Here is a 17,377-nt window from a genome sequence, read left to right as displayed (position 1 = left end):
AAAATAAAAAATTTTAGCCTGCGTTTACCTCATCCTCTTGATAAGTGCTCCGTCTGACTTTTCTTTCTGACTTTTCTTGTCTGACTTTTCTTTTCTTTCCTTTCCTCTCCGCTCCTCCGTCTGACTTTTCCCTCCGGTCTGACTTTTCCTCGTCCTCCGTCTGACTTTTCCCGTCTTTCCTGCTTCCGTCTGACTTTCCCTGTTTTTTCTTTCCGTCTGACTTTTCCTTGGTCTGACTTTTCCTTGCTTTCCGTCTGACTTTTCGGTCTGTCTGACTTTTCGGTCTGACTTTTCGTCCTGTCTGACTTTTCGTCTGGTCTGACTTTTCGTCTGACTTTTCCTCATTTAAAAAACACGAACCATTCAAAAAATAATCTTGGAATGAATCATTTAAAACGGAATATCATCCTCCGAATCAAAGGGAGGGGGTTCGTTGGAAGATCCTGATGAAGAAGCGGGGGCAGAGCTGGGAGAATCGGAAGAACCTTGGGATTCAGCCGGATAATCAGAATTTGTCATCCCGCGGCTACCACTTTCACGGCTCCCCAAAAATTGCACGGTTTGGGCGACAATTTCAGTGGTGTATTTGGTTTGGCCCTGTTTGTCTTCCCATTTGCGGGTTTGAAGGCGGCCTTCAATGTAAACCGGGCGGCCCTTGCTTAAATATTCTTTGCAGTTTTCTGCCTGCTTGCCCCATACAATGACACGGTGCCATTCAGTGCGGTCCTGCCATTGGTTGGTCTTTTTATCCAACCAACGTTCGTTGGTAGCAATGTTGAGCGTGGCGACGGCCTGCCCGCCGGCAGTGTAGCGCACTTCGGGGTCTTGCCCCAGGTTTCCGATAAGAATGACTTTGTTGATGCTGGCCATGATGGGGGAAAGGATTCAGAATTCAGGAGTCAGTAGTCAGCATAAAAACTACTGACTACTGATTCCTGGCTCCTGACTCCTTCAAGCTAATTTTTAACGATTCGATAACGGGTTTATTTCTTTGTCAACCTCTTTTGCGCCTTGGTTAAAAGTTTTTCTGCCGTTTTTTGGTCCTCTTTTTCTGAAATGGTTAATGTTCCCAACTGCGAAAATTCTTGAACCAAAGGTTCCAAATAGTTGCGTGCCTCATCGTAATTTTCTTGTTCAAAAAGAACTTCCGCTATCAAGAGCTTGTTGCCTTTTTCTTTAGAATTTACTTCCAAGGCTTTTTGAGCATGGGTATGGGCTTTATCGACATCTTTGGTGATGGGCTCTTTTTTAAGCGAAAAAGAGGGAACTTTAAGATAAATATTTCCCAAAATCCGATGCGCACCTCCTTTTTCATAACGTGGATCAAGCTCAAGAACTTTTTGGGCATCGGATACCATCCATCGCAATTTTTTTTGATATTTAAAGGGAACAGCCTGTAAATACAGCCCACGCGCCACGGCACGATAGTAATAACATCCCGCCTCATTAGAATAACGCCTCACACAATCTTCGGCATAGGCCAGCCCCAGTTTGATATGGCGAATTTTTTCATCAGCAACATTCAGATTAAGCGCCTGATCCACCTCTTCTTCGGCCATGCGGATGAGATTTTGAGCTCCGGTAATTTGCGGACAGGTTTTAACCGAATATTTGGTCGAAGGGGTACAAGCGATGAAAATAAGGGGGATCAATGGTATGCACCCCAGGGCAAGCCCTGGACCCAAGATTCCGTGGCAAGCCACGGGGTTTTGACCCGGCAAGACTCGTCCCCGAAGCCAACGAGCGTAGGGGATAAAAAACAGAAAAAAACGAAACATGGCCTCGTTGTTAAACTGACCAAAAAAGAAACTCAATACTAAAAATTGACAAACGTGAAATGGGTCGGGTATCAATCCTAGCGGGCGAACACATGGGTTCGCCCCTACCCAATAATTTCCTTATGCCACAACTTACTACTATTATTCTTGCTGCAGGTCGCGGCACACGCATGAAATCGGCAAAACCCAAAATTTTGCATGAAGCTGGGGGGCTTCCCCTTATTGCTTACCCCGTGGGTTTGGCTCACAGCTTTAAATCAAACATTGTGCTAGTTGCCCCAAAAAAACACACCGAAATCAAAAAAGCCCTAAAAGAAAATTTTAAGGGAAAAATGAATTATGTGGTGCAAGACCCTCCACGGGGTACGGGACATGCCGTGATGGTGGCTCTTCCTAAAATAAAAGGGGATGGCGATGTGCTGGTTTTATGCGGGGACATGCCCTTGGTAAACCACGCCACCATTCAAACGCTTTTAGATGAACACAGGCAAAAAGATGCCGTGATGAGTTTTTTAACCTGCATCACCAATGGGCGGCAGGAGTATGGACGCGTGTTGCGCAATTTAGATGGCACTCCCCTTCGCATCATTGAAGCCAAAGACGCTAATGAGGAACAAAAGAAAATCCGTGAGATGAATGCAGGAGTGTATGTTTTTAACACCTCCTTTTTAAAACAGGCCATCAAGGAATTATCCACCAACAATGTTCAAAAAGAATATTACCTGACCGATCTGGTGAATGTGGCCGGTAAACTAAATAGGCCCGTGGCCGTTGTTTGCATTCATAACGAGCAAGAAGTGTTGGGGGTGAATTCCCAAATTCAATTGGCTGAAGTTGAAAAAAATATTTACCAACAACGCTGCCAAAGGGCCATGGAGCAAGGAATTAAAATTTTATCACCGGAAACCGTTTTCATCGGGCCCCATGTAAAACTTGGACAAGGCATCACTCTTTTTGGCCCCTGCTATCTTCAAGGCAAGACAACCCTTGGCAACAATACTGTTATTGAACCTGGATGCTGGATTACCGATTCAAAAATAGGAAAGGGGGTTCATCTTAAGGCGTATTGTTATATTTCAGAATCGAGGCTGGATGAAAATGTCACCTGCGGTCCCTTTGCCCATCTGCGGCCGGGCACTGTTCTTAAAAAAGGTTCCAAAATCGGCAATTTTGTCGAAACTAAAAAGTCCACCATCGGCGAAGGCTCCAAAGTAAACCACCTTAGTTACATTGGGGATGCCCAAGTCGGGAAAAAAGTAAACATCGGCGCCGGCACCATCACCTGCAATTACGATGGCATCAACAAATACAAAACCGTCCTCGAAAACGGTGTCTTTGTCGGTAGCGATACCCAGTTTGTCGCCCCCGTGCGCGTGGGCAAAAATGCCTATATCGGCGCTGGTTCCACCATCACCAAAAACGTCAAAGCAGGAAGCCTGGCCCTGACGCGCGTTCCACAAAGAGAATTGCCTCGTTGGAAAAAGAAATAATTGTTCCTTTAAGTGGCATCAAAAGATCAAGGAATCAAAGGTCCGGGGTATGCTTCCTGTCATCGTAGACTTGATCCGGCATCTCCCGAGTATACCGGGAGATGCCGGATCGAGTCCGGCATGACAAACGTTGGTTAATCTTACTCGTAACATGCAAGCATGACGAAGTTCGAAATTAACTTTTTCACCAGACACATTAGGGGCTAGCTGAAAAACCAACACGTTCCCACAAAAGATTCATGAAACGGACTGCTGAAAGGTTCCACTGGTTGGGACTTACCTTCTTAAAGATTCCTGGTTCGGCGGATACACACACACTGACTTCGGGTTTAAGCAACTGATGAAAATAATCCAGACTGGTTTTGGTGTAGGATCCCTCCCCGTTCTTCACTTCTACCATCATCCATGGTTTTTTGTCTTTCACCACCAAAAAATCAACCTCGCGTTTTTGTTTGGTCCGCAAATAAAAAAGCTCCAAAGAAGCCCAACCCCCATCACTGACAAAATCACAAAAGGCTTTTAACTGAACAGCTATAAAATCTTCAAAACGGGCCCCGGCATCAGGAATTTGGGTCCAATCATAAAAATAAATTTTGGGCTCTTTCTTAAGACTATAAGCCACCTTTTTAAAATAAGGTTTGATATGAAAAAGAATATATAATTTCTCAAAAGCAGCCATCAAAAGACGGATGGCCTCGTGCGAAGCATTTAAGTCTTCCCTAAGGGAATTCAGGGAAAGAGGCGATCCCACACGGTGGGGAAGCAAATCATACAGATGCTCGGCCCTTAAATAGTCAATGATACGTGTTAAATCGTGCAGGTCTTCACGAATCAATCTTTGGCGATATTCCCTGTGCCACAGATTCAGCGCGCGTTGCGATTGTTTTTGATAAATACCCGGAAAGCCTGAAAAATCAATAAGGGTCGATAAAGCATCCGGCAAAACCATCTTTTGTTCGATAAATTTTTGAACTGGAGAAGAAAAATCGATGACAAGCGATGATTTTTTCTTCACCTTTCCCAAAACCTCATGGGGAACAAGCGGAGACATATGCAAAAGATGATAACGCCCCAGCATGCTATCCCCGCTTTGATGAAAATATTCCAAACGGGCACTGCCTGTCACTAGCAGATCAAACTCAGTCCCCAAGGTGTCGTAATAACCCTTGATGAGCGTCTTCCACTTGGGGATCTTGTGAATTTCATCCAAAACGAGGCCTGATTTTGGCCCTGATTGCCTCAATTCAGATTCAAAAAAATGGGAATCCTGGCGATATCTGCGTCGCGTGGCTTCATCATCCCAGTTGACATAGACCCCCCCCTTTTTTTCGAGCCAGTTTTTGGCACAAGTGGTCTTGCCCACCTGCCTAGGCCCGGCAATAAAAGCCATAGCCCCTTTTATTTCAGGGTCGATCAAAAGACATTCCAGAAAACGAGGATACATGATGATTATTTTATAGATGCCCTAAAAAAAGTAAATACTTTTTTCCATTATGGCTAAAAAAAGTAAATATGATAATACCCCTAAATGCTGAACTTTTATTTAAAAAACTTCCCCCATTTGCTAGCAACCTTTTTAAATCAAAGACGATAAGGAAGCATCCATTTTTATTTAAGGAGAGACTATGACAGAAATTTCTTTAGCATCTGCATTGCACCAATATTTAGTTGAAACAGGGCTTCTTAGAGATTCAACCCAGCCCGATGGGGCCATTGCCCCTTCACCTGAAATCTCGGCTGCCGAGTTTAGAACAAATCTGTTCACGGTTTTTTTACAGGAATACGCCTCCTTCATTCCGACTGCTACTGAAACTGATGATAACGGGCTAGAAAACGCAGCCAGACGCTTTGGGGATATTCATGGATATGAAGGGGTTTATAGTTTCAACCCAGCCGAATTGACTAACGATATTTCCCGAAGAAACTTTCTTCACGAGCAACTTTTAGCCATGGCCCAAGCCACACAACCGGACAATCCCTTCGAACATGACCGTGAACATTTAAGAATCGCCTTTTATGCCTATGTGGTTTTACGAAATGATTTAGAAACTAATTTTGATCTTTTACAGAAAGCTGAGGAATTATTTACAGGAGCTGTCTTTGCTTTTTATTCAGAAAATACGCCTTTAGCAAATCGTCATACACCTAATCAGATTAAAAAAGGACAATGGACTCGCTTTATAGAAACACTCAAAGAGGCTTTGGCCACTGAGTTGGGGCTTACAATAAAAGAATGGGATGAGTATTTAAAACCCGATGAAGAACTTTTTCCCGAAAAACCGGGCGACAGAGTTACCACGGCTCAAATAGATAGTATGTTAAGGACACGAACGTGGAATGTTTTCGCATCTCCCGACGTTTTGAGAAGAGTTTTGGCCCGTGAGCCTAGCGATGTCGATTTCACCGAAGCTTTAAATATGGGAACACTCCCCAATGGGGCACGAGTGATGATGGAAGCCCAAAGCTTAACGAGTGGTTTGGATTTGGAACCCATCGACACACAAGCCCTTGCACCCAAGATGCCGCCATCACCACATTGTAGAACTACTGCCGCCAATCACTTTGAGATTATAAAACCTGTAACATCTGGCAATGCCAAATCAGATGGCGATGCTGATTTAGGCATAAAACATGGTTCCTCACTCTCTCATCCGGGTCAGCGCTTGACCTTTTCTGGTCATAGAAGCATGGGGCTTTTTAATACGGGTGCTGCAAGAAGAGCTTTTTCATTGGGCGGACCTTTGGCGCGTAGTGCCATGTGGATGCATCGGTAAAATTTTTGTGTTTGGCAACTTTTTTTAAAAAGGGCCGATGACCTTTGTATCGATGGGTTTACTTTCTCCTATTATCAGAAGAAGTTTCCAAGGTGCTGTTCGATTGCCTTTTTTAGGACCATTGGTTCGCAACCATTCTCGTTTCCAACCAGCTCAAACGATTCATCCAACAGTCCATTCTACAGCTACTCCTCAAGCAACAAATTCAGCTTCATCCTATGCAGACTCTTCCACCCGAGAAAAAAGGGAGAGCCCTCTCGGTTTTGCCTTAGCCTATGCCCATCATCAGTTGTCACGTCTTCGAGCCAGACGTCATGTGGCCACTCATCTAAAAGCTTTGAATATTCCCAAAGAAGCCCCCTTTGTGGATGCCCAAAAATTGGGGGAAGAGGGGGCAAGCCGCCTTTTGGAGGCAAAAATCCGTGAAGCCAAGAGTCAAGGAAAACCTGTTTTGGTTTTTATAGGATGTGGCACCAGACCACGCGAAATTGCTGAGGCTTCTTTTCTTTATCCCGATGCTTTTATTGTGGGCATCGAAAAAAGGCCCATGCTTTTAACTCCCTCTTTTTTCCCTGAAGGAAATAATTATTTCTATTACCAAGAAAGCTTACAAAGTGCTTTTTCCTGCCTTCGAGGGGAGAGCTTGGTGAATACCGTTTACCTTATAGCTCCCCATGGGACAGCTCAAAAAGAACTTATCAAGGAATATGCCTCTGTTTTGGAGGAATCAGGCAAACTAATCATCGTGACGGAAACACTTTCGGCCATTGAGGGGACTGAAACATCTTTGGCTCGATGTATCCTGGAAAGAATGGTGGGGGCATCATCTACCCTTGAACGTTTCCCTCGTTTTCAGGAAAAGCTTCGTCAACGAATTGAGGTCATTCACGAAAATATAGTTCAAAGTGTCCGTGAAGTTTTTGGAGACGATGTGGTGGTGAGTCAAATTTCCATGGAAGCTGACGTGGACACGCTGATGAAATATTTTATTGTTACATCACTTCTTCTTCAAATAAAGGGTGGTTATCAAGGCTATGTTTGGGTTATCGAGGCCACCAAGAAAATGGGATAGTTTTTAGCCTTATTACAACAAGAAATTTTGACTTGGTTTAGATTAATCAGGCATTAGTCGCCACACCCAACCCACTCATCACCTCAATGGCAATTTCTTCCATCGCCCTGCCAGTGACATCCACCGTGCGGATGTCCCCTAGTTTCTTGAATATGTCTTGGGCGTATTGGAGTTCATTATCGACATTGGATTCTTGCGCGTAATCTTCGTTTTGCGGGCGGCCCATGGCTTGCAGGCGGTTGACTCGACGCGACACCAATTGTTCGCGTGATATGACAAGGCCGATCAATTTTTTCTTGTCGAGGCCATAAATTTTTTCAGGAATGGGCTGGCCCATGACAATGGGCACGTTGGCACACCGATACCCGTGATAAGCCAGATAAACGGACAAGGGCGTTTTTGAGGTGCGAGAAATCCCCAACAATACAATATCGGCATGGTCAATGGTATCAAGGCCCAGCCCCTCATCATGACGCACGGTAAATTCCATGGCCTCAATGCGTTTGTAGTAGTCCATGGTCACCTTGTATTGAAGACCGGGTTCATCGCTTGGCAGGTCATGAAAATAATGCGAAAGCATCTCAAGAACCGGGCCCATCACATCCATGGCCACAACATTCTGTTTTTGAGCCTCTTCTAAAAGGGCGCGGCGCATTTTTTGTGACACCATGGTGAATAAAATGACGGCCTGACGATTCTTGGCTTCTTCAACCACCTTGCGGATTTTTTCATCGGTGGTAATGCGGATTTTCCGCACAATCTCGGTTTTGACATTGGTGAATTGGCGCGAAGCTGATGTGGCCAAGTTAATAGCCAGATCACCGGTGGCATCCGATATGGCAAAAATAGTGAATGTGTTTTTTGAGGCCATGAATATTTATATGACACAAATAATCCCCTCCCCCTAGGAGGGGGGAGGGTAAGGGAGAGGGTGATCACGGGCTCACCCTCCCCCTTACCCCCTCCCCTCAAGGGAGGGGGGATTTTAATAATATTACGATATCAATTTCACCTGCGCTTGGGGTTCAAAAGCCCCTACTTCATCAATCCCCTGCATTTTATCCGAATAGCGTCCCAATCTTTTTTCGGCGCTTTCATAGCTGGTTTTAAGATTGTTTAAATGGAAACCGACTTTTTCGAAATCACCTTTAAACCGATCCAACTCAACACTTAATTGGCGTATTTGGGAGGTTATCTCAAGGATATTTTTTTGCATGTTTTCGCCCCGAAGCGCATGCATCAGCGCCCCCAAATAAGCATAAAAGCCGTTGGGCGAAACAGGGATCACCCGTTTTTTTAAGGCATAGGCATGCAGCGATTCTTCCTGGCTTAAATCATCATCGCGAATAATCACTTCATAAAAAATATTTTCGGAAGGGATGTACATGAAGGCAAAATCAAAAGTGCCTTCATCGGGCAAAATATATTTGCGGGCAATGGCATCGATGTGTTTTTTGACATCCACACAAAACATTTTCTTGTTCCGTATTTTTTCCGTCTCATCTTCGGTAGCCAAAATACGCTTGAAATTTTCAAGGGGAAATTTGGAGTCGATGGGAAGTAAATGATCCCCAAGTTTAATAACCGCATCGACCTTTTCGTTATTTTTGAAAGAATATTGAACTTCAAACCGGTCCCGCGGAAACATTTCAGCCAACACACGCTCCAGAATAATTTCCCCCAATCCACCCCGTGCCTTGGGGTTGCGCAAAATCTCCTGAAGCGAACTGATGTCTTTGCCCAAATTAAATATTTTTTCGTTGGCCTCTCCCAGTTTTCCCAATCTGTTTTGTAAATCACCAAACACGCGCGCGGCATTGTCCATGCGTTCGTTCAAACTTTGGGTCATGTCGGTGGAGGCTTTAACTGTTTGCCCCAACCTTTCTTGCACTTGCTGGCTGACTTGCCCCAATTGTTGATGGATGAACTGGTTATTGTGGGTCACATTCTGCTGCATTTGGCTTTGCAACTCGGCAATATGCTGTTGAAGGCTTAAAAATTGGGGGGAAAGATCTTGTGGGGGAATTGCTGGGGGCTTTCGAAACAAGGAAAAAAAGAAACCCAAACCAAAAACAACAACCAAGCCCCCTAAAATTAAATCCAAATGCGGCATGGCCTTAAGTTATATAGAAGCTTAAGGGGGCAAACAAGAGTTTTTACCGAAAACGAGGATGGGACTGACGGTCGTAACGATGATCGTGGGCTCCAATCACTCTTTCCCTTCTCAAGTCGGCCGCTAAAACCACAAGCTCAGCTACTGTAGCTGGAGCCACTAACTCTATATCCGGTCTGGCCGCAAGATTTGCCAAAGTAGCACGATGATTGAGGTGTGAAGTACGTCCTCTTTCATCAAGTTGACTTGTTAGCTCCCTAAGGGTCGCTCTTATACGGCTGGCATTGTCTAACGTAAGCCTTCTATTTTTTATAGTTTCTGGTTCAACCTTGACACTGTCCGCAAGCCATCGAATCGCCGCCCATGTAGTATCATCTATTCTTTCTTCGCGCCTACCAACAGGGGCCGATGGCAGCGGAGGTCTTCCTGCATGGCGAGAAGATGCTAAAACACTTGATGAAACAATGCCCCCTTGACCAGGCCTTCTAAAGGTAGGAACAGGAGCGTCCTCCACAGCCTGATAACCAGTACCCCCAAACCATACGGATGGACGACGAGAAACGGAAGGGGGTTGGCCTTTTCGCCCAGAAAAATCTGGAGCTGGGCCGGGAGTTTCTGGAAAAGCGACTGTAACTTTTTCGGGAGTAACAGCTATCACTTCTTTGGCATCACCAGTCTCGACAACAACCTCTTCATTTGCCACCCTGTGCACAAATCCGGCTGCAATCAACCTGTTTTCAAAAGTCGAATCCCGGCTAAAAACTCTGGTGACTAATTCACTCTTTGAAAGAAGAGTGCCCATAATTCGTTCATCAAGGGCCCTGTCATTAATTTCCCATGCCTCCGGATCACCTTCTGCGGTTCCAAAAATGGGATCGAGTTCATAATCCGCTGATAAAAGAAGACGATCAAGAGCACTTTGATATCCATAATAAAGGGCGTGAACAATTCTAAATCTTTCAAGAAACTCAGATAAAGTTATGCAACCTTTGCCTTTGTTATAATCAAAAGTTGCTAAGGCAAGATATGGAAGCTCCGGAGGTAATTCAGAAGAAGAAACTTCATCACCGGCAATATCCAAAAATTGACGAAGAGTTCCCTCTAAGCCCCTTTTTAGCACCCAGCTAAGGCGATTCCCAAGATCATAACCACCTGCATAATCTTCCGGTTGAATGCGCCGCAAAGTGGCCTTCACCACTTCTAAATCAAGTTCAGGGAAAACCGGTGCAGCGGCTGGTACAGAAGCAGGGGAAACTGGAACCACAGCTGTTTTTCCTTTAGCCCCTTTTCCTCCTTTTCCACCACCAGTTGTCGCTCCTAAAGTAAAAACTATAGGACCTCGATCATCTGTGCCAGATCCTAGATGTGCCACCGGACCGCTACCAAGATTGACAACTTTCAACAATTGCTGCCCTGCAGTAAGCCCACCAAAAGCATCCACTGGGGCCATGCCCGCAGCTTGACTTACTGCTTCTTCATGAGGTCTTCGTGATTGAGGGGACACAAGATCAGCGGGAGAAGACGGATGATGCCCCTGGGACCTAAACCCTGGCTGAGCCCGATGTGGTCGGAAGAGACCTACTGTAGGCCGAAAAGCGGGTGAAGGACGAAAAGAAGGAAAATTTAAAAGTGTACCCATAGTGCCTTTTACTTCGGCAGTTTTGAAAAAAAGTTGTGTTTCTTGGACAGAAAAGGGCAAATTGTCTTACCCTAAAAAATGTTGAATAAATTCATATTCTTTGATCCCATAAAACTCTTTTTATTGAAAAATCCACTTGATGCCAGGGGATTAAAAAAGATATTTGCCACTTATGGCTTCTGTCATCATTTACACCACCAATTCCTGCCCCTACTGCAAAGCGGCCAAAAACCTGCTTCATTCAAAAGGCATCCCCTACCAGGAAATAAATGTTGAAGAGGACCAGACCAAAAGAAAATGGCTCACCCAGGTCACCGGGCAAAGAACGGTGCCACAGATTTTCATTAATGATAAATCGATCGGGGGGTTTCAGGAATTGTCGGAACTGGATCAGGAAGGAAAATTGGATGGGATGTTGGTGTAAAATTACCTGAAAAGCTCCTTAAACGCCTGAATAGCAACCTCTCTTTTTAAATAAGCAATCGATTCTGTCAGTGGCAGTTTTTGAGGACAAACCTGGACACAGTTTTGGGCGTTTTGGCAATCATCGACTCCCCCCTCATTCATCAAAGATTTTATCACCGACGTGGCCAGCCTTGTTTCCAACCCCTGCTTTAAACCTTCCGCCATTTGGTACAAAACTTTGGGCCCCACATAGTCCGAATTCCCATACTGCGGGCAAGCCTCCATGCAGACATTGCAATCAATGCAGGGGGTTGGTGTAACGTTCCGTAGGGGCGCCGCTTGCCGCGCCCCATCGAGAAACGCAACTTGCCGCGCCCCATCGAAAGTCACCACCAAATCACGCATCACACCAAAAGAGGAAAGGGGCTCGACCACCACGGGTTCGGGGAGATCTTCAACAACGGTGGAGCATGCAAGAACAGGCCGCCCATTTACCGTCATGGCGCATGATCCACAAATGGCCTGATGGCAACAAGAGTCCCACGCCACAGGGTTTACGGCTTGTTGGTTTACGGTAATCGGTCGAAGGCGTATCTGCTCCAAAACCTGGATCAAAGTAGCCCCAACGGGCAAGACCATCTCAAATTCTTCCCAGTAATTCTGCCCTTCGGGACTATCCTGACGTTTTATTTTGAAAAGTTTTTTCATGTTTCTTCCGCTTAGGCCACCGACAATTTATTTTGCCAGTCCCCTACATCTTCATATCCAACAACCGGTCCCTGTTTTTCATCATAAACAACGCGGGATATTTTCATGAAATGGTCATCATCCCCACGGGGAAAATCAGAACGATAATGCCATCCGCGCGATTCCTTGCGGGCAATACTTGCCGCAATCAACCCCTGCCCCAACAACACCATGTCTTTGATGGCCCGGGCCATCAAATAAGAATCATTGGCATGAATATTTTTGTCGGGAATAAAAACCTGATCACATTTTTCTTTTAATTCCAAAACTTTGGATTGAGTTGTTTGAAGTTTTCGTAAATCCCTTACAAGCCCCAATCCATCACTTAAATCTTGTTTTAAATCAGAAAATAAAGCCCATGGATTTTCACGCCCGGAACGGTTTAAGAATTCATCTTGAATATTTCTTTGGCGGGCTTCTTCATCATTTTGTATCTTTTGGGAAATTGAATCTGAAACCCCCTCGGCGGCAATATAGGCGGCAGCCCCTTTGGCCGCCTTGACACCGGAAAAAAGACTCGAAAGGAGAATATTGTCTTCCAAGGCATTGGCTCCATGCCCCTGATATTGGCATTCCCCCGCGGCAAAAACACCGGCAAGGCTTGTCTGCATGGTTTGGTCCACCCACAACCCACCCGGCCAATAAGTCACGGCAGGCTTCACAAAAAATGGCCGCCCAGAATTAAGAGAACCTAAAAGAGCCCCACCCTCCTTAAAAAAATCTTTTCTGGCAGAAGAAAAATCAGCCTGGCAGCCCAAGTCCTCTGTCTTGAAATATTTTTTTAAAGTGCGCAGGGCCACAAGCGAAGGAAGACTGTTTTTATAAGCGGGATATAATTCTTCAAAAAGATAAAAGGGCTTACCCGCACGTGTCACAAAAAAACGGGCGTTTTCTTTTCTGGCCAACCCTCCCATGCCTATGTATTGCCCCGCATGTTCAAGGCAGAAAGGATGCCACTGAATAAATTCCGGATTGGCAAGCAGGGCACCCTCTTGCCATAAACGGGAAACGGCCACACCGCAGGCATGGGCGGGTTGGGTAGTGGTTTGAAACAAACCTCCGATACCCCCCGTACAAAAAATAGCCGCATCAAAGGCAAACGATTTTATTTCAAAATTCTTTCTTGATTGCGCCACCAAACCGCAGGCTCTCCCATGGCTATTTTTGATAAGCGATAAAAATTCCCATTCTTCATCATGTTTTAAAAGCCCATCTGCTTCATAGGCTTTCAAGCGAGCTTCTAAAGTCTTGGTTATATAAAAACCCGTCGTTAACCCCGCATGCAAAGTGCGAGATTGTTTTTGCCCTTCCCCCAAAAAATGCTGAAAACTTCCATCTTCTTCGCACGCAAAGGGGACACCCCATTTTTGAAGTTTTTGTCCCAGAGAAAAAGCATTTTTTACCATTTCAGAAACAAAGGTCGTATTGACTAAAAATTCACCGGCACTCAGGGTTTCTTGTTGATGGGCTAAAATTTCGTCTTCTTTTCCAGAGGCAGAAAACCCGAAACGTGTTGAAAGCCCGTCACTCTTTCCTTTTTTGGAAAATGAAAGAAGAGTTACGTTAACCCCCTCTTCCAAAAGAGTTAAGGCACTCATCATTCCGGAAATACCGGCACCAACGACTATAATGTGGGGTTGAGGGGACATTATTTTTTTTACACCACCATTTGCATCAGCTTAAAAACAAGATCCAAAAACCAGGGCGGTTGCGCGTAATGATAATACAAACGCAAGATGAGAAAAGCATAAAGTAAAAAGAGAAAAGAAAACAATATCAAACTGGCCCAGGCCCATTTTTTTTGGATAACAGGAGAAACCAGCCCCCCTCCCTGAATGAATCCACTTAAAATCTCTGCCCAAAAATACCCAAAAAAGAAAAAAGATCCTACCAAATGGATGAAACAAACAGATTCTTTTTCATACCAACCCAGAAGCCAGGACGACAGATTTTCCACATCCAAAAAAAACACCGGCAAAAACAGGACAAACCAGGTTAAAAAATAGAGCATGGCCGGTAAAAAACTGAATTTTCTCCAAAAATAACGCCGATTGGCAAAATGGGGATAAATTTTAAGCGAGGTGGATCCCAAAAAAACAAACCCAAGACCATAAATAAAATGAAAGAGAATGGGCCCTACAATAAAAGCGAGGACAAAAAAACGGAAAAAAGGAATAACGACAAGAAATTGATTGAATTGATCGTAAGTGGATGCCCCGTTGGGTCTGAAAAAAAGAAAGAGGGGAAAGATAAAAACGAATCCAAAGAGAAAAAATGGAAGGACCCCTGAAACAAAATGAAAGCGGCGAAGGGCAAAACGTGATTGCAAGGACATTTCACCCTTTGACTTGGCTCAGGGTGTCCAGTCTTGGTTCAGTTCGTTGTAAAAAGGGAACATGGTGTCCGTCAGAGGCGGATCAGCCTCTGGCTGAAGCCAGTCGAACCATGTTTTGTAATTCCTTTTACAATTTGATCGAATCGACCAAGCTTTTCACATGAGCTACAGATTCGTCAAACAACTTCTTTTCATCCGCAGTCAATTTAACTTCCATTACTTTTTCAACACCACCGGCCCCAACAACCACGGGCACTCCCACATAATAGCCATTCACACCATATTCTCCTTCAAGAAGGGCCGCACAGGCTAAAACCCGCTTTTTGTCTTTTAAATGGCTTTCAACCATCAAAATAGCTGAGGCCGCAGGAGAAAAGAAAGCGCTGCCCGTTTTTAAAAGATTCACCACTTCACCACCGGCCACCCGTGTTCTTTGAACGATGGCTTCTATTTTTTCGGGGGATAAAAATTCGGTTAAAGGCATGCCATTGATTGTACATAAACGGATAATGGGAACCATATCATCCCCATGCCCCCCAAGAACTAGCGCCGTCACATCTTCAATACTGACCGAAAGGGCTTCGGCAACAAAGGCGCGGAAGCGGGCCGAATCCAGAACACCGGCCATCCCCACCACACGGTTTTTGGGAAAACCGGTGATTTTTTTCATGGTATAAACCATGGCGTCCAGAGGATTGGAAATAACCACAACAAAAGCCTTGGGAGCATACTGCTTAATGCCCGTGGCCACCGATTTCATGATTTCCAGATTTTTGGCCAACAAATCATCCCGGCTCATTCCCGGTTTACGGGCCAGCCCGGCAGTCACAATAACAACATCCGAACCTTCAATTTCTTTGTAGTCGTTGGCCCCTTTTAATTTGGAATCGCTGCCCAAAACAGGGGTGGCTTCCCAAATATCCAGGCATTTTCCTTGGGGAAGCCCTTCCACCACATCAAAAAGAACCACGTCTCCCAATTCTTTTTGAGTAATAAGCTGGGCTAAAACCCCACCAATGTTTCCACCACCGATTAATGAAATTTTCTTGCGCATTTTCAATTGTGTCGTTTCGACTCCGCTCAACGACCATCTCTATGGTCCCTGAGCGGAGTCGAAGGGACATTACATATTCTTCACAATTTCTTTCCCAAATTCAGAACACTTCAAGAGCTTTGACCCCGGCATAAGCCGTTCAAAGTCGTAGGTCACGGTCTTATTGGTAATGCTCTTCCCCAAGCCCTTCACAATAAGGTCAGCTGCTTCCTGCCATCCCATGTATTCAAGCATGAGCACCCCTGAAAGAATCACCGAACCCGGGTTTACCTTATCAAGTCCCGCATATTTGGGGGCTGTTCCGTGAGTCGCTTCAAAAATTCCGTGACCGGTCACGTAATTGATGTTGGCCCCTGGCGCAATGCCGATACCACCTACCTGTGCGGCAAGCGCGTCCGAGAGATAATCGCCATTTAAGTTCATGGTGGCGACAACGTCGAAGTCTTTGCCTCGCGTTAAAACTTGTTGCAGGCAAATATCCGCAATGACATCGCGAACAAGAAGAAATTTCTTCCATTTGCCACTACCATGAGTTTCCCAAATGGCATCCAAAGTATTCTTCACTTCTTGGCATACCGATTTTTGCTTGTCGGGAACCATTAAATCATAGCCCGGTTCCACAAGAGCCGCATTGGCTTCAATAGAAACATTCGGATTTTTTTCCTTGTTACCCAAAATCCAGCTTTCGCGTTCGGTGACAATCTGGTTTCGGAACTCATTTTTGGCAACCTCATACCCCCATTCACAAAAGGCGCCTTCAGTAAACTTCATGATGTTGCCTTTGTGGATAAAAGCCAAATTGCTGCGTTTATGCTTAAGGGCATATTGCAAAGCCGATCGAACAAGGCGTTTGGTGCCTTCGGAAGAAACCGGCTTAATGCCAATGCCCGATGTTTCCGGGAAACGGATCTTTTTCACGCCCATTTCTTTTTGAAGGAAGGCAATGATTTTTTTGGCTTCGGGTGAGCCGCTTTGCCATTCAATTCCCGCATAAATGTCTTCGGAATTTTCGCGGAAAATGACGATATTGATATCTTCGGGTTTTTTAACTGGGCTGGGCACCCCTGCAAAATAACGCACAGGGCGCAAGCAAACGTACAAATCAAGAATCTGGCGAAGAGCCACATTCAGGCTACGAATACCACCGCCAATAGGAGTTGTCAGGGGGCCTTTAATCCCCACAAGATATTCGCGATAAGCTTCCAAAGTTTCATCCGGCAGCCAGTTTCCTGTTTGTTTAAAGGCTTTTTCACCCGCCAACACTTCCATCCACTGCAATTTCCGTTTTCCTTTGTAGGCCTTTTCAACTGCGGCATCAAATACAATGACGGACGCATTCCAGATATCGGGCCCCGTTCCATCGCCTTCAATAAAGGGAATGATGGGATTGTCAGGGACACTAAGGACCCCATTTTTAATGGAAATTTTTTGCCCATGGGCGGGAATTTTTAATGATGACATATTCTTAATTTGCACCCGCCCCCTCACCCCCTCCCCTCAAGGGAGGGGGGAATCCCCTCTCCCCTTGGGGGAGAGGGTTAGGGAGAGGGGTCAATTACCTTTAAGCAATGTTCTTTGATACTCACGAATCAATTTGGAAATATGTGTGGTGGAAATTTCCTTGGGGCACACCGCTTCACATTCACCTTCGTTAGAGCAGGCACCAAACCCTTCCTTTTCCATTTGTTCCACCATGCGTTCCACACGTCTTTCGCGCTCGGCTTGCCCTTGCGGAAGCAGAGCCAGTTGCGTCACTTTGGCTCCTACAAAAAGATAAGCGGAAGCATTTTTGCATGCCGCGGCACACGCCCCACATCCAATACAAATAGCCGCATCAAAGGCCGCATCGGCAATGGTTTTGGGAATGGGAATGGCATTTCCATCAACAGCGCTTCCGGTATCTACTGAAACATAACCACCAGCGGCCATAATGCGGTCGAAAGCACCACGATCTACACACAAATCCTTGA

16 protein-coding genes and 1 pseudogene (1 of these 17 running past the window's edge) are annotated in these 17,377 nt (G+C 45.3%); 4 read left to right on the top strand and 13 right to left on the bottom strand.

What is annotated here, in order from left to right; translation table 11 throughout:
• Positions 1–13: 13 nt before the first annotated feature.
• From A2048_04195 to A2048_04185, 3 genes are all read right to left on the bottom strand, one after another.
• A complete protein-coding gene (locus A2048_04195) occupies positions 14–367 on the bottom strand; it encodes a hypothetical protein (protein ID OGP08573.1) in 354 nt (117 codons plus the stop codon).
• Positions 368–390: 23 nt separating this feature from the next.
• A complete protein-coding gene (locus A2048_04190; protein OGP08572.1) occupies positions 391–870 on the bottom strand; it encodes a hypothetical protein in 480 nt (159 codons plus the stop codon).
• Positions 871–983: 113 nt separating this feature from the next.
• Positions 984–1,778, bottom strand: a complete 795-nt coding sequence (locus tag A2048_04185; GenBank protein ID OGP08571.1) for a hypothetical protein — start codon at positions 1,776–1,778, stop codon at positions 984–986.
• Positions 1,779–1,900: 122 nt separating this feature from the next.
• Between A2048_04185 and A2048_04180 the strand changes: the two genes are divergently transcribed.
• Positions 1,901–3,268 (top strand): UDP-N-acetylglucosamine diphosphorylase/glucosamine-1-phosphate N-acetyltransferase, encoded by a 1,368-nt coding sequence (locus A2048_04180; GenBank protein ID OGP08576.1) that lies wholly within the window; start codon positions 1,901–1,903, stop codon positions 3,266–3,268.
• Between the two features lie 196 nt (positions 3,269–3,464).
• On the opposite strand, the gene A2048_04175 is transcribed toward A2048_04180, so the two are convergent.
• The gene (locus A2048_04175; protein ID OGP08570.1) at positions 3,465–4,712 is read right to left on the bottom strand and encodes a hypothetical protein; all 1,248 of its coding nucleotides are present in this window, start codon (positions 4,710–4,712) and stop codon (positions 3,465–3,467) included.
• Between the two features lie 181 nt (positions 4,713–4,893).
• Here A2048_04175 and A2048_04170 point away from each other — a divergent pair, with 181 nt between their 5' ends.
• Positions 4,894–6,042 carry a hypothetical protein gene (locus A2048_04170; protein ID OGP08569.1) on the top strand — a complete coding sequence of 383 codons (1,149 nt, stop codon included), beginning with the start codon at positions 4,894–4,896 and terminating at the stop codon, positions 6,040–6,042.
• A gap of 52 nt (positions 6,043–6,094) precedes the next feature.
• Positions 6,095–7,114 carry a hypothetical protein gene (locus A2048_04165; GenBank protein OGP08568.1) on the top strand — a complete coding sequence of 340 codons (1,020 nt, stop codon included), beginning with the start codon at positions 6,095–6,097 and terminating at the stop codon, positions 7,112–7,114.
• 46 nt (positions 7,115–7,160) lie between these two features.
• Here the strand turns inward: A2048_04165 and A2048_04160 are convergent, their stop codons facing one another.
• The 3 genes from A2048_04160 to A2048_04150 form a co-directional block, all read right to left on the bottom strand.
• Positions 7,161–7,985 carry a hypothetical protein gene (locus A2048_04160; protein OGP08567.1) on the bottom strand — a complete coding sequence of 275 codons (825 nt, stop codon included), beginning with the start codon at positions 7,983–7,985 and terminating at the stop codon, positions 7,161–7,163.
• A gap of 123 nt (positions 7,986–8,108) precedes the next feature.
• Positions 8,109–9,227 carry a hypothetical protein gene (locus tag A2048_04155; GenBank protein ID OGP08566.1) on the bottom strand — a complete coding sequence of 373 codons (1,119 nt, stop codon included), beginning with the start codon at positions 9,225–9,227 and terminating at the stop codon, positions 8,109–8,111.
• A 43-nt stretch (positions 9,228–9,270) separates the two neighbouring features.
• Positions 9,271–10,926 carry a hypothetical protein gene (locus A2048_04150; protein OGP08565.1) on the bottom strand — a complete coding sequence of 552 codons (1,656 nt, stop codon included), beginning with the start codon at positions 10,924–10,926 and terminating at the stop codon, positions 9,271–9,273.
• A 112-nt stretch (positions 10,927–11,038) separates the two neighbouring features.
• Between A2048_04150 and A2048_04145 the strand changes: the two genes are divergently transcribed.
• A complete protein-coding gene (locus A2048_04145) occupies positions 11,039–11,290 on the top strand; it encodes a glutaredoxin 3 (protein OGP08564.1) in 252 nt (83 codons plus the stop codon).
• 2 nt (positions 11,291–11,292) lie between these two features.
• Here A2048_04145 and A2048_04140 read toward each other — a convergent pair whose 3' ends face one another.
• The 6 genes and pseudogenes from A2048_04140 to A2048_04115 all read right to left on the bottom strand — a co-directional run.
• Positions 11,293–11,979: a hypothetical protein gene (locus A2048_04140; protein OGP08563.1), complete on the bottom strand. Its 687-nt coding sequence runs from the start codon at positions 11,977–11,979 to the stop codon at positions 11,293–11,295.
• A gap of 11 nt (positions 11,980–11,990) precedes the next feature.
• Positions 11,991–13,667: a hypothetical protein gene (locus A2048_04135; protein OGP08562.1), complete on the bottom strand. Its 1,677-nt coding sequence runs from the start codon at positions 13,665–13,667 to the stop codon at positions 11,991–11,993.
• Between the two features lie 8 nt (positions 13,668–13,675).
• Positions 13,676–14,353 carry a hypothetical protein gene (locus A2048_04130; GenBank protein OGP08561.1) on the bottom strand — a complete coding sequence of 226 codons (678 nt, stop codon included), beginning with the start codon at positions 14,351–14,353 and terminating at the stop codon, positions 13,676–13,678.
• 127 nt (positions 14,354–14,480) lie between these two features.
• Positions 14,481–15,407 carry a malate dehydrogenase gene (locus tag A2048_04125; GenBank protein OGP08560.1) on the bottom strand — a complete coding sequence of 309 codons (927 nt, stop codon included), beginning with the start codon at positions 15,405–15,407 and terminating at the stop codon, positions 14,481–14,483.
• 69 nt (positions 15,408–15,476) lie between these two features.
• Positions 15,477–16,868 (bottom strand): NADP-dependent isocitrate dehydrogenase, encoded by a 1,392-nt coding sequence (locus A2048_04120; protein OGP08559.1) that lies wholly within the window; start codon positions 16,866–16,868, stop codon positions 15,477–15,479.
• Between the two features lie 90 nt (positions 16,869–16,958).
• Positions 16,959–17,377 (bottom strand): annotated as a pseudogene (locus tag A2048_04115) (hypothetical protein); it runs 222 nt beyond the window's last position.

This window comes from Deltaproteobacteria bacterium GWA2_45_12 (assembly GCA_001797365.1).
In the GTDB taxonomy this organism is placed as follows: Bacteria; UBA10199; UBA10199; order UBA10199; family UBA10199; genus UBA10199.
Note: the sequence above shows the minus strand (reverse complement) of the source record. Positions and strands in the feature narration are given on the sequence as shown.

What these genes read in the sequence shown, in the direction of transcription:
- A2048_04190 (OGP08572.1), bottom strand. Translation starts at nt 870, where the DNA reads ATGGCCAGCATCAACAAAGTCATTCTTATCGGAAACCTGGGGCAAGAC.
- A2048_04185 (OGP08571.1), bottom strand. Translation starts at nt 1,778, where the DNA reads ATGTTTCGTTTTTTTCTGTTTTTTATCCCCTACGCTCGTTGGCTTCGG.
- A2048_04180 (OGP08576.1), top strand. Translation starts at nt 1,901, where the DNA reads ATGCCACAACTTACTACTATTATTCTTGCTGCAGGTCGCGGCACACGC.
- A2048_04175 (OGP08570.1), bottom strand. Translation starts at nt 4,712, where the DNA reads ATGTATCCTCGTTTTCTGGAATGTCTTTTGATCGACCCTGAAATAAAA.
- A2048_04170 (OGP08569.1), top strand. Translation starts at nt 4,894, where the DNA reads ATGACAGAAATTTCTTTAGCATCTGCATTGCACCAATATTTAGTTGAA.
- A2048_04165 (OGP08568.1), top strand. Translation starts at nt 6,095, where the DNA reads ATGGGTTTACTTTCTCCTATTATCAGAAGAAGTTTCCAAGGTGCTGTT.
- A2048_04160 (OGP08567.1), bottom strand. Translation starts at nt 7,985, where the DNA reads ATGGCCTCAAAAAACACATTCACTATTTTTGCCATATCGGATGCCACC.
- A2048_04155 (OGP08566.1), bottom strand. Translation starts at nt 9,227, where the DNA reads ATGCCGCATTTGGATTTAATTTTAGGGGGCTTGGTTGTTGTTTTTGGT.
- A2048_04145 (OGP08564.1), top strand. Translation starts at nt 11,039, where the DNA reads ATGGCTTCTGTCATCATTTACACCACCAATTCCTGCCCCTACTGCAAA.
- A2048_04140 (OGP08563.1), bottom strand. Translation starts at nt 11,979, where the DNA reads ATGAAAAAACTTTTCAAAATAAAACGTCAGGATAGTCCCGAAGGGCAG.
- A2048_04135 (OGP08562.1), bottom strand. Translation starts at nt 13,667, where the DNA reads ATGTCCCCTCAACCCCACATTATAGTCGTTGGTGCCGGTATTTCCGGA.
- A2048_04130 (OGP08561.1), bottom strand. Translation starts at nt 14,353, where the DNA reads ATGTCCTTGCAATCACGTTTTGCCCTTCGCCGCTTTCATTTTGTTTCA.
- A2048_04125 (OGP08560.1), bottom strand. Translation starts at nt 15,407, where the DNA reads ATGCGCAAGAAAATTTCATTAATCGGTGGTGGAAACATTGGTGGGGTT.
- A2048_04120 (OGP08559.1), bottom strand. Translation starts at nt 16,868, where the DNA reads ATGTCATCATTAAAAATTCCCGCCCATGGGCAAAAAATTTCCATTAAA.